Here is a 12085-nt window from a genome sequence, read left to right as displayed (position 1 = left end):
GCTCCGAGCCGCACGGGTGCGTCGGGGACGCGCAGGCGCACCTCGTCGAGGTCGACGACGGCCTGCGCCTCGACGGTCATCGCGAGCAGCGGCGTCCCGTCGTCGCGCGCCGCGAAGCCGCGCTCGGCGATCTGCCGGTAGGGGATGAGCGCCAGTACGTCCTGGTGCGGCCCGTCGCCGGCCGGGGTGGTGGTGTCGAGCGGGATGTCGGCCAGGGCGCCGACCTCGGAGACGCTGCCGAGCAGGACGTCGAGGCGGTCCGGGCCGGTGGTGTCGGGCCGGTAGACGAGGGCGAAGGGGCCCGGCCGCGGTCCGAGGACGCGGCCGAGCAGGTCGTGTGTCACACCACACCTCCGGCGAGGGCGGGTTCGCGGCCGGCGGGCAGGGGCAGCGAGGTCAGCAGGTCGTCCGTGAGGGCGATCGAGGCGCAGCGCGCGGCGGCGTACTCCAGGGTCATCCGGTGGTGGCGCCGGCCGAAGTCGGCGATGGCGTCGGCGACCACGAACGGCTGGATGTCGTGGCTGAACCCGTCCAGGGCGGTCATCAGGACGCCGACGTGGGCGTAGACCCCGCAGATGACCAGCTGGTCGCGGCCGCTGTCGCGCATCCGCTGGAGGAGGTCGGTGTCGTGGAAGGCGCTGTAGCGCCACTTGGTGAACACCCAGTCGCCGTCGGCGGGTGCCACCGGCGCGACGACCTGGCGGTCCTCGGGGCTGGTCGTCATGCCGGGGCCCCAGATGTCCCTGAGCAGCCCGCGCTGCTCCTCGGTCATCCCGCCGGGCTGGGCGGTGTAGGCGACGGGAACGCCGAGCGAGGCGAGGCGCTCGCGCAGTCGCGCGGTGTTGCGCACCATCGACTCGACGGGCTCCTGCCCGGCCGGGAACGCGGCGAGGAAGTACTTCTGGAGGTCGTGCACCAGCAGCACGGCGCGGTCGGGGTCGACCGTCCAGTCCACCGTGTTCGCCGGCAGGTCGGCTGCCGTCGGCAGGGGATACGGGCGGATGGGAGGTATGCCTGGCACAGGTGGTGCTCCTTACTGGGACTGGTGGGTGCGGGCGTGCGGTCCGCGGGGCGGGCCGAAGGGCTCAGACACCGAGGGCCGCACCCCCGTCCACCGTCAGGTCGTGCATGGTGATGTGGGAGGCCTTGTCGGAGAGCAGGAACGCCACCGCGTTGGCGATGTCCCTGGGCCGGGCGAGCTTTCCCAGCGGGATGCCCACCCGGAACGCTTCCGGGACGCCGTCGATGGAGGCCCGGGCGCTGCCCTGGTCGGTCCACATGGCCGTGAGCATCGGGGTGTCGGTGGAGCCGGGGGCGACGATGTTGGCGCGGATGCCGTACTTCGCCACCTCCAGCCCCAGGCACTTGGTGAACATGGTCGCGGCGGCCTTGGAGGCGGCGTACGCCGACATCTCGGTGCGCGCGGTGCCCGCCGAGTTGGAGGCGATGGTGACGATCGCGCCCCGGCGCCGGGGGACCATGCGGTTGACGACGGCGCGGGACACGAAGAAGGTGCCGGTGGTGTTGACCGCGAAGGTGATGCTCCACTCGGCGTCGGTCAGGGCGCGTGCCTCGCCGAGCCTCAGCACGCCCGCGGCGTTGACCAGGTGGTCGATCGGCCCCAGCTGTGCCTCGACGTCGTCCACCAGCGCCTCGACCCGCGCGCTGGACGTGACGTCGCCGATGAAGGCCGTGACGGACTCGCCCCGTTCGTGGGACTCCTTGACCAGGACGTCGAGCAGGTCGCCGTCCCGGTCGACGGCGGCCACGGTGATCCCCTGGCCCGCGAGCGCCTCCACCACCGCCGCGCCTATGCCGCCGGCCGCGCCGGTGACCAGAGCTATTTGGTTCTGCATGACGGTCGGCTCCTTATTCAGCTGCTGCCGCGGCTGATCGCTCAGCCATGCCAGACGGAAACCACGTCGGCGGCCTGGCTGGGGTTCAGTCGCGGGTCGCAGTAACTGGTGTACTTGTCCCCGATCCGGTCGGCCTCGGAAGCATTCTGTGCGCATTCGAAGACATCGTCCGGAGTGGTCTCCAAATGGAGCCCGCCGGCCACGCCGCCGTTCCCGTCGACCGCTGCCTGGAATTCCCGGATTTCCTGCACGACGGTTTCGACGTACCGGGTCTTGTAGTTGTGCGGGGTGCACACGGTGTTGCCGTGCATCGGGTCGCACAGCCAGATCACCGGGTACCCGGCCGCGCGGACGGCGCGCACCAGGGCGGGCAGCCGCTCGGCCGCGTTGCCGGCGCCCATGCGGGAGATGAGCGTCAGCCGGCCGGCCTGGCGCAGCGGGTCGAGGCGCTCGCACAGCTCGAGGAGCTGTTCGGGCGTCATGGTCGGCCCGACCTTGACCGAGACCGGGTTGGCGAGCGCGGCGAAGAACGCGACGTGGGCGCCGTCGAGCCGCCGGGTGCGCTCGCCGATCCACGGCCAGTGGGTCGAGGCCAGCAGCAGCGAGCCGTCCGCCTCGTGGCGCAGCATGGCCGACTCGTAGTCGAGCAGCAGGGCCTCGTGGCTGGTCCACACGGGTGCCTCGACGGGGGACGGGCCCTCGTCGCAGGCCCAGCCGAGCAGCGCCGTCACGTCGGAGGCCGCCCGGTAGCCGCTGATCAGCCGTTTGGGGTCCGGCCTGCGGGCGTCGGGATCGGCTTCCGGGGCGTTGACCATGTGGCCCCGGTAGACCGGGAGTTCGACCCCGTCGACGACCTCGGTGGGGTTGGAGCGCGGCTTGCCGAACTGTCCGGCGAGCCGGCCCACCCGGATGACGGGCTTGTGGGAGCGGCCCTTCATCACCCCGGCGAGGACGTCGAGGAGCGCGCTCTTGCGGGCCACGTGGCCGCTGGTCGCCTCCGCCGGGTCCTCCGCGCAGTCACCGCTCTGGATCACCTGGAGTTCGCCCGCCGCGACGCGGGCGAGCTGCTCGCGCAACGTCCGGACATCGGCCCCGCGCACCAGCGCCGGGGATTCCCTCAATTCATCGTGGACCTGCCACAGAACTTCTTCGTCCGGCCAAGTCGGCTGCTGGTCCGCGGGCCTTGTCTTCCATTGTGCGACTTTATGCACGTGGCACCTCCAGTGCTCTCGTGGTCGCTCAGGCGGGGTCGTGCCGTCGAGTTTGCGAAATTGAGCCCTTCGGTCGCCATCGTGATATCCCAACTTCGTCAGGTGGCGGTTTTTCAGTCACCTGACGGGCATTAAGTCACATATTCCCCGGGATAGTGCGCAGGGGGGTGGCGGTGTGTCATCCGGGAAATGGAGGGGTGGCCGCCGCCGGGGTGGGGACCGGTCCGGCAGCGTCCGAATGGCCGGCCGAGCGGTGACCTGACAGATTCGGATCCGGGATATGCACAGCGTCGCCGAACCGCCCTACGCTGGACCTTATGATCAGCCGGTTAGCCATTGCCATGCTTCACCAGCTGGCAGCCGAGGGAGTTGCCCCGTGGCTGTCGGCCGACGCCACATCCGACTTCGACGTCGAGGTCCTGAGCCATCTTGCCCGTCGCGAGCTCGTCGCGGGCGTGGTGCTCACCGGCGGACCGCCCGCCGTGCTGCACCGCGTCTGCGACGCGCTGTTCCCCGCGTTCCTGGCGACGGACGGGCGGGCCGGGCACGTCTCGGTGGCCCCCGCCGTCGGCAGGGGGACGAGTGCCGAGGACCTCTTCGAGACGGCCGCCGACCTGCACGAGCAGGTGGGCCGCGCCAACGTCCTGGTCCGGCTGCCCGTGGACCCGGGCGGCGTGGCGGCGACGCGCGACTGCCTGGCCGAGGGCATCGGGGTGCACGCCGGCCCGGTGTACTCGGAGGAGGGCTACGAGCAGCTCCTCGACGCCTTCTTCGTCGGCATCGAACGGGCCCTCGTGTCCGGGTTGCCGCTGCACGAGATCACGCTCGTCGCCGGGGTCCCGGTCGGCCTGCTGGACGACGCGGTCGACGCGCGGCTGGCGGCGGTGCCCGGTCCACGGGCCGTCGCTGCCCGGGGCACCGCCGCCGTCGCGCTGGCCCGCTGCCTGCACCGGCTCCGCGAGGACCGGCTCAGCACGGACTGGTGGCGGGTCATCAGAACGGCGGGGGCGCAGCTCCCACTGCTGCTCTGGTCGGACCCGTCCCCGCGCCACATGGAGGCCCTGGTGGGCGCGAACACCGCGCACGTGCTGAGCGTGCGGCGGCTCGAAGCGGTCGCCGCGGAGGCCGAGCTGGCGGGGGAGGCGTTGATGGGTTCGAACTCCGAGGGCCGCCGGGTCCTGAAGGAGCTGGCGGAGCTGGGCGTCGACCTGGGCACGGTGGCCAGTGACCTGGAGCGGGCGGGGCAGGAGCGCGGGTGAACGCGTACGGCGGTGCCCCGCCCCGGGGGCACCGCCGTACGGAAGGTCAGGACCTGACGCCGTCCTGCTCGCGCTCGGGGAAGACCGCCCCCGTCAGGTGCAGCAGCGGCGCGGCCTTCACCGCGGTCTCCTCGAACTCGGCGGCCGCGTCGGACAGGGCGATCACCGCCCCGCCGACCCCGTAGCGGACCCGGTCCTCGGTGATCAGCGCGGTGCGGATGACGATGCTCCAGTCCGCGGCGCCGGTCAGCGACAGATAGCCGATGGAGCCGGAGTAGACCCCGCGGGCGCCGCCTTCGAGACGGTCGATGATCTTCATGGTGCGCACCTTGGGCGCGCCCGTCATCGAACCGCCGGGGAAGGCCGCGCGGACGCAGTCCACCGCGTCCAACTCGGGCCGCAGCCGCGCCCGGACGGTGCTCACCAGCTGGTGGACCGTCGCGTAGCTCTCCACCCGGAAGATGTCGTCGGCCTCCACCGAGCCGGGCACGGCGCACCGGCCCAGGTCGTTGCGGACCAGGTCGACGATCATCAGGTTCTCGGCGCGGTCCTTCTCGTCGGTGGCCAGCGCGGCGACCAGTGCCGCGTCCTGGGCCGGGTCCGTGCCGCGCGGCCGGGTGCCCTTGATCGGCTCGGACACCATCACCCCGTCGGTGCCGACCCGCAGGAACCGCTCCGGCGACGTGCTCAGCACGTTCAGCCCGTCGAACTGGAGCAGCGCGGCGAACGGTGCCGGGTGGTCGCGACGCAGCCGAAGGTAGCTGTGCCAGGGGTCGTAACTGCCCCGCACCTCGGCCATGTTGGTCAGGCACACCTCGTACGTCTCGCCCGCGGCGATCTCCTCCTGGCAGGCGTCGATCAGGGCCAGGTAGGACGTCCGGTCGTGCCGCAGCTCGACCGTCGCCGTCTCCTCGGCCGGCTCGTCCTCGGGCCCCGGCGCCTCCCCGACGCCGGGGACCGCCTCGGGCAGCCGCCCCGCGGCCTCCCGTTCCAGCCGCTCCCGTGCCCAGCCGAGCCATCCCCGCGCCGCCGCGGTGCTGCCGGCGACGTCCTTCTCGGCCGCCGCCAGCAGGTAGCCGGTCCCGGTGACGTGGTCGATCACCAGGGCCCGGCCGGTGAACACCATGGTGGCGTCCGCGTCCGGTGAGCGGTGCACCGCGTCGCCCCCGCACTCGGCCTTGAGCTCGTAGCCGAGGTAGCCGACCCAGCCGAGCGCGAAGTCGAAGGGCAGCGGCGGCACTTCGGTGCGGATGCCGCGCAGGTCCCGCTGGATCCAGTCGAGGAAGCCGCCCGCTGACACCTCGGTGCCCATCGGGGACCGCACGCTCACCGTGCCGCTGGACACGTCGGCCGTGGCCACCCGCCCCAGCGGCCCGGAGGCGTCGCCCATCACGGAGAACCGTCCGCGTCTCGCGTCGGGCCGGCTGCTGTCCAGCCAGAAGGCGTGATCGCGGTCGCGGAACAGCGCGGCGTACGCGGCCTCGTCGTTCCAGCGGGTCGGCAGCCGCTCCACCAGCACGCGCAGCCGCCGGGCCGACTGCTCCGGGGCCGGCGGCTCCGGGGCGGGCGGCTCCGGAGCGGGTCGCACCGGCCACACGATGCCGGACGGGCGCCGTCGGCGCAGCGGGTGCCGGCCGACGTGGGGGCTGCTCAACTCGGCGAAGTTCCGCAGCAGGCGGGTGCCGTCCCGGGTGCAGATCGACTCCGGGTGGAACTGGATCCCCCACATCGGACGCAGCCGGTGCCGCAGCCCCATCAGGACGCCGTCCGGCGTCCAGGCGGTGGCCTCCAGCTCCGGCGGCAGCGCGCTCACCGTGAGCGAGTGGTAGCGGACCACCTCCATCGGGTCGGGAACCCCGTGGAACAGGCCGGTGCCGGAGTGGTGCACCGGGGAGGTCCGCCCGTGCCGGGGCTCCGGTGCCCGGTGGACCTCGGCGCCGTGCAGCAGCCCGATCGCCTGGTGCCCGAGGCAGACACCGAGCAGCGGCTGCCGTGCGTACGCCACGACCTCGCGGGAGATGCCCAGATCGGTGGCGCGGTGCGGGGTGCCGGGGCCGGGCGAGATCACCACGTTGTCGAACTCGGTGAGCATCGCCGGGCGCCAGGCCGGGTCGTCGTTCCGGACGACCTCCGGCTCCCGGCCGTTCACCTCCGTCAGCTGGTGGAAGAGGTTGTAGGTGAACGAGTCGTAGTTGTCGATCAGAAGCGTGCGCACGATTGTCCTCGGGTTCGTCGTCGGTGGCCGGGTCGGTAGGTCTCAGACCGTGCGCGGCACGATCTCGAACAGCAGGTGCTCGACCGTCTCGCTGCCGTACTCGGACTCGCGCACCGGACGGGCGGCCAGCAGACGCAGCCTGCGTCCGGTCTCCTCCGCCGCGCGGTACAGCGCCTGCACGTCGCCGCGGTCGCTGAAGTGCAGCAGGGCGCGGCCGGTCGGGGTCACTCGCAGCGGCGCCTCGGCCAGGTACCGGCGGTGCGCCTGGTAGCCCGGGTCGACGTAGGCCCGCTCGTGCGAGGAGCGGTAGCTGTAGTCGTCGGGGGCCAGGACGTAGTTGGAGCTCCAGAAGACGACGTCGAAGCGCTCGTCGGACTCCAGGCCGGAGAACAGGTCGCTGTGCACGGCGCGCAGCCGGCCGTGGACGCCATGCCGGTCGGCGTTGGCCGCGGCGTTCGCCACCGCCATCGGGTTGATGTCCGCGGCCACCGCCCGGTCGAAGCCGGAGAACAGCGCCATCGTGGCCACCAGGCCGGTGCCGCAGCCCATTTCGAGGAAGGAGCCGCCGGCGTGGGAGCCCGGCTCCGCGAGGCCGAGGAACTCGATCCCGACCCGGGTCGAGGGCGAGAAGACCGGGGCGAAGACCTCCGGGAGCAGGTCCCACTCCCGGCCGTACATGGTGAAGACCCGGGGCCGGTCCTTGCGGGTGAGCGACTCGTGGCTGCGCCCGAGCGAGCGCTGGTAGCTGCCGAGCCGGAGGTGCCCGAGGGCGTTCTCGCCACGCGGTGCGGGCGCGATGACCGATTCCAGCTGTGCGTGCGACATCTGTCTCCCCCATACTCAATCTCGACTGCCCGCCTGAGCGGCCCGTCGTGCCACGACCCTGTGGCGCTGGATTCAGCCTCGTCGTGGAGCGCGTTCACCAGAAGGTGGTCGGGCGACAACGTCGGTGATGGGGGGTGGTGGCCCACCCACCGCGCACCGCGCTCACCTGCACGGCGGGCCTGAGCCCCGGTTGACCACTGCCTGAGGGCCAACCTAGATTTTGTCGACTGCTTGCTCGGTTCAAGGGGGGAGCGAACACAGTGCGGGACATCCCGGGGTCTTCGTCTAACGCGCTCGACATGCTCGAACTGCTGGTCGCGGAGGCCCCCGCGGACCGCTACGAGAAGGTCGTCACCGACGCCCGGGCCGACGGCGTCACTCCGCACCGGCTGGCCGAACTGGAACGTGCCCGGGACCTCTCATTACGCATCAGGGACCTCTTCGAACGACGCCGCCAGCGCGAGGCCGGACTCGCGGCGCTGGTCGACACCGTTCGCGACCTCACCCTTCCGTACACACTCAGCACCCTGCTGAAGGTGATCGTCCGCCGCACCCGGCTGCTGTTCGGCGTCGACATGTCCTGGGTGGCGCTGTTCGACCCCCAGCAGAAGGGCTCGTTGGTGCGCGCCGCGGACGGCCAGGCCTCGGCGATCACCGTCGGCTTCCGGATGCCCCTGTCGGGCGGGCTCGGGCTGCGCGCGATGAAGCTGGCCGGTCCGTTCTCGACCCCCGACTACCTGACCGACGAGACCTTCACCCACGCCGAGGAGACCGACGGGGTCGTCCGGGCCGAGGGCCTGCGCGCCGTGATGGCGGTCCCGCTCCAGCGCGACAACGAGGTCACCGGCGTCCTCTACGCGGCCGGGCGCTCCGTGCGGCACTTCGGCCCGGACGAGATCTCGCTGATGGTGTCCCTCGCGGACCTGGTCTCGGTCGCCATCGAGAAGGCCAGCCTGCTCGACCGCACCCGCCAGGAGATCGCCGAGGTGGCCGAGGACACCGAACGCGAGCGCAGCTCCTCGCAGTTGGCCCAGCAGCTGCGCAGCACGCACAGTCGGCTGATCGACCTGGTGCTGGCCGGCAACGACCTCCAGGTGCTCACCACCGAGGCGGGCCGGCTCCTGGGCGGCTCACTGAGCGTCCGGGACGCGGCGGGGCGGGAGGTGGCGGCGGCGGGCTCCGTCCCGGAGACGGCGGTCGCGGACGAGGTCGCCACCGCCTCGCTCGACGCGCACGCCGAACGGCGGCCGGTGCGCACGGCCGGCGGCCTGTGGGTGGCCCCGGCGGCCGCCGGGGCGGAGATGCTCGGCACGCTGGTGCTGCTCCCGCCCGAGGAGCCCGACGCCACCGGGACGGCGGACCCGCCCGAGGACGCCGAGGAGGCCGAGCGGCACCGGGTCCAGCTGCTCGCCATGGTCGCCCAGTGCATCGCCGTCCTGCTGCTGATGCAGCGCAGCGCGGCCGTCGCCGACGGCCAGGCCCGCGACGAGTTGCTCCGCGACCTGCTCTCCGGCTCCCCGTCGGTGCTCGAACAGGTCGCCGAGCGCGCCCGACGGCTCTCCCTCGACCTGGACGAACCCCATGTCGTGGTGGCCACCCGCCCCGAAGGGGGCATCCAGGGCCGGGCCCTGGTGTGGGCGTCGGCGTACGCCCACCGGCACCGCGGGCTGCGCACCCTGGCCGGGGACTGCCTGGTGTTCCTGCTGCCCGGCACCGACCCGGGCGCCGCCTCGGCCGCGCTGTCGAAGGAGCTGACCTCGGTGCTGGGTCGCCGGGTCACGGCGGGCAGTTCCGGCCCGGCCGGGAATCCGGCGGCCATCGCCACCGTCTATCAGGAGGCCAGACGCTGCCTGGACGCCGTGGTCGCCCTCGGCGGGGTCGGCAGCACCGCCTCGCCGCAGGAACTCGGCTTCCTCGGGCTGCTGTTGTCGGAGAACCCCGACACGGGCGACTTCATCAGCCACACCATCGGCGCGGTGCTCGACTACGACAACCTCCAGCGCACCGAACTGGCGAGGACGCTGGAGGAGTACTTCGCCTCGGGCGGCAGCCCCACCTACGCGGCGGAGCGGCTCCACGTGCACCCCAACACCGTGTCACGGCGGCTGGAACGCATCACCGAACTGCTCGGTGAGAAGTGGCAGGAACCGGCTCAGGCACTGGAGGTGCAAGTGGCCCTCCAACTGCACCGTACGCGACGCGTCCTGACCCGGAAGCAGGAACTCCACCGAGCCGCCCCCGCGCGCGGCTGACGACGGTGGGCCCCTCGTACGGGAACGGCTCGCTCCGGTCGGCGGTCCGCAGGTCGCCGACCCGCAACTCACTCTCGTCGTGCGGCGGTTCGGCCAGCTTCGGGGCCGCCGTCAGGGCGCGGACGGCGTGCGCGGCGGAGGCCAGGGTGATGTGCCGGTGCCAGCCGTTGAAGGACCGCCCCTCGAAGTCGACGAGCCCGACCGGCACCGATATCCGGGCGAAGTCGTGCTCGGCGCGCAGCGTCAGCTTCGTCAGGCGCAGCATCGCCCCCGCCGTCCCCTCGGTCATGTTGCTGATCCAGTACCGCTGCGGCCAGCCGTGCGGATCGGTCCACTCGCCGAGCAGCAGCACCCTCCCGCCGCCGGCCGGTGACGAGGGCGACAGGACGACCCGGACGGTCGCCACCAGACTGGTGCGGGCCGTTCCGGTCTCCGGGTCCCGCCAGACGACCGGCCGGCGCATGGCCCGGATCATCTTCAGCAACTGCTGGGCGGAGACCTCCCGGTCGGTGTCGCCGGGCAGTCGGCCCGGGTCGGCGATCGTCACCCGGGTCGTCCCGCTGACGGCGGCCAGCAGCGGCATCCGCTCGGCGGCGAACTGCCGGACGAGGGCGCGCGGGTCGCAGTCCGGAAGGTCCACGACGACGGGGCGGGGGGTGCCCCCAGCCCACCCGCGCACCTCCAGGGCGGTGGCCGCGACACACTCCGCGTCGGTGACCGTGGGGTGTCCGGCACCGGAGCCCGTCCGGCCGGTGGCCGTCCCGCGGGGCTCCTCGGGGCACATCAGCCGCCAGTGCACGGGCGCGCTCGCCTCCTCGTCCACGGCCCAGATCCCCAGCGCCTCCTGGCTGTTGACGACCTGGCCCAGGCTGGGCACGAACCGCCGGGCCACCCCGACCGAGTGGCGCCCGGCCTTCGGGATGACCAGCGGCCGCGCCACCCAGGCGCGCGGGCGCAGCACCCGCTCCAGGTACTGGCACAGCACCGCCCGCAGCGGCATCCAGTCCCAGGTGGACGAGGAGACGAAGTGATGCAGGCTCTGTTCGGCCGCGCCGCCCCCGACGTGGGCGGCGATGTTGCGTGCGGTCTTGCGTCCGTCGGCCGTCAGTAGCCCGTACAGGTACTGAGCGCCCTTCTCCCTCTGGTCCGCACGCGGCAGCAGGGCGAACAGTTCGGCGCACAGTTCGGCGACAGCGGCGTCCGGCACCTCCGGTCGAAGGCGCCGTATGGTGTCCACGGCAGTCATTTCCACGATCCCCTAACTCCGACACCCCCGCGTTCTCCTGAGCGGAGGGGGTTGTCTTCACGGTGCGGTCGGAGGGGCCGCCGACAACAGGTGAGCCGACCACACACATCCGCCCCGTCGCGCTGGTCCGACCACCGGCGCGGGGAGGGGCGGGCATCCGTCCAGCCCGGACCCACTGACCTTGAGGACTGAGATGATCGCGTCCTGGTACGACCGGCAAGGCCCCGCCGCCGAGGTGCTCCGGTGCGGAGATCTGCCCGATCCCGTGCCCGGCCCCGGCGAGGTCCGGGTCCGGGTCACGGTCTCGGGCGTCAACCCCGGCGACACCAAGAAGCGGCGCGGCTGGCTCGGTTCGTCGATGCCCTGTCCGCGGGTGATCCCGCACAGCGACGCGGCCGGGGTCGTCGACGCCGTCGGCGAGGGCGCCGACGCGCGCCTGGCCGGCCGCCGGGTGTGGGTGTACGGCGCCCAGTCCTACCGCCCCCACGGCACGGCCGCGCAGTACACCGTGGTGCCCGCCGAGCTGGCGGTTCCGCTGCCCGACCACCTGTCGGACGACCTCGGTGCGAGCCTGGGCATCCCCGGCGTCACCGCGCACCGCACCGTCTTCGCCGACGGGCCCGTCGACGGCAAGGTGGTCCTGGTGCACGGCGTCCTCGGCGCGGTCGGCTCGATGGCCGCGCAGCTCGCGCACTGGGCGGGAGCGACCGTGATCGGCACCGTACGGCGCGGAGCCGACACCGAGCGGGTCGACCCGGTGGCGGTCGCCCACACCATCGCCCTGGACACCGCCGACCCGGCGGCCGCGATCCGCGCGTTCGCGCCGCAGGGCGTGGAGCGGGTGATCGAGGTGGCCCTGTCCGACAATGCCGACCTGGACTGCGCGGTGGTCCGCAACGACGCGGTCATCGCCGGGTACGCCACCCGCGCCGACCGCACCGAGATCCCGTTCTGGCCGCTGCTGTTCAACAACGTCACGCTGCGGCTGTTCGGCAGCACGACTTCCCCGCGGAGGCCAGGCGGCAGGCCGCCCGCGACCTCACGGCCGCCGCCGCCGTCGGCGCCCTCACGGTGGCGACCGCCGCCCGCTACCCGCTGGGCGACCTCGCCGAGGCCCACGAGCACGTCGACGCCGGGGTCCGCGGCCGGGTGTTGGTGGACGTCCCGCGGCCGTAGGGCCGGGGCCGAGCCCGGGGCCGGCCGCCCCGTGGTGTCACGGGG

7 protein-coding genes and 3 pseudogenes are annotated in these 12085 nt (G+C 72.9%); 3 read left to right on the top strand and 7 right to left on the bottom strand.

Annotated elements, in window-relative coordinates:
- From ACFRMQ_RS29105 to ACFRMQ_RS29090, 4 genes and pseudogenes are all read right to left on the bottom strand, one after another.
- A pseudogene (locus ACFRMQ_RS29105) lies at positions 1-344 on the bottom strand (phenazine-specific anthranilate synthase component I); the annotation flags it as partial.
- Positions 341-1021, bottom strand: coding sequence for an isochorismatase family protein (locus ACFRMQ_RS29100; protein WP_380733640.1), 681 nt, complete (start codon positions 1019-1021; stop codon positions 341-343). The gene ACFRMQ_RS29100 and the pseudogene ACFRMQ_RS29105, both read right to left, overlap by 4 nt.
- 64 nt (positions 1022-1085) lie before the next feature.
- Positions 1086-1856: a 2,3-dihydro-2,3-dihydroxybenzoate dehydrogenase gene (locus ACFRMQ_RS29095; RefSeq protein WP_380733639.1), complete on the bottom strand. Its 771-nt coding sequence runs from the start codon at positions 1854-1856 to the stop codon at positions 1086-1088.
- Between the two features lie 41 nt (positions 1857-1897).
- Complete coding sequence (locus tag ACFRMQ_RS29090) at positions 1898-3067, bottom strand: 3-deoxy-7-phosphoheptulonate synthase (RefSeq protein WP_380733638.1); 1170 nt, start codon at positions 3065-3067, stop codon at positions 1898-1900.
- Between the two features lie 317 nt (positions 3068-3384).
- Between ACFRMQ_RS29090 and ACFRMQ_RS29085 the strand changes: the two genes are divergently transcribed.
- Entirely contained in the window at positions 3385-4326 is a 942-nt protein-coding gene (locus tag ACFRMQ_RS29085; RefSeq protein ID WP_380733637.1) for a transaldolase family protein, read from the top strand.
- A 46-nt stretch (positions 4327-4372) separates the two neighbouring features.
- Here ACFRMQ_RS29085 and pabB read toward each other — a convergent pair whose 3' ends face one another.
- Positions 4373-6541 carry an aminodeoxychorismate synthase component I gene (pabB, locus tag ACFRMQ_RS29080; RefSeq protein ID WP_380733636.1) on the bottom strand — a complete coding sequence of 723 codons (2169 nt, stop codon included), beginning with the start codon at positions 6539-6541 and terminating at the stop codon, positions 4373-4375.
- A gap of 42 nt (positions 6542-6583) precedes the next feature.
- Complete coding sequence (locus tag ACFRMQ_RS29075) at positions 6584-7366, bottom strand: methyltransferase domain-containing protein (RefSeq protein ID WP_380733635.1); 783 nt, start codon at positions 7364-7366, stop codon at positions 6584-6586.
- A gap of 299 nt (positions 7367-7665) precedes the next feature.
- Here ACFRMQ_RS29075 and ACFRMQ_RS29070 point away from each other — a divergent pair, with 299 nt between their 5' ends.
- The gene (locus tag ACFRMQ_RS29070) at positions 7666-9618 is read left to right on the top strand and encodes a helix-turn-helix domain-containing protein (protein ID WP_380733634.1); all 1953 of its coding nucleotides are present in this window, start codon (positions 7666-7668) and stop codon (positions 9616-9618) included.
- A 424-nt stretch (positions 9619-10042) separates the two neighbouring features.
- Here the strand turns inward: ACFRMQ_RS29070 and ACFRMQ_RS29065 are convergent.
- Positions 10043-10864: pseudogene (locus tag ACFRMQ_RS29065) on the bottom strand (transposase); the annotation flags it as partial.
- 193 nt (positions 10865-11057) lie between these two features.
- Here ACFRMQ_RS29065 and ACFRMQ_RS29060 point away from each other — a divergent pair.
- A pseudogene (locus ACFRMQ_RS29060) lies at positions 11058-12040 on the top strand (NADPH:quinone reductase).
- Positions 12041-12085: the final 45 nt, after the last annotated feature.

The sequence above is a fragment of the Kitasatospora sp. NPDC056783 genome, assembly GCF_042789895.1.
In the GTDB taxonomy this organism is placed as follows: domain Bacteria; phylum Actinomycetota; class Actinomycetes; order Streptomycetales; family Streptomycetaceae; genus Kitasatospora.
Note: the sequence above shows the minus strand (reverse complement) of the source record. Positions and strands in the feature narration are given on the sequence as shown.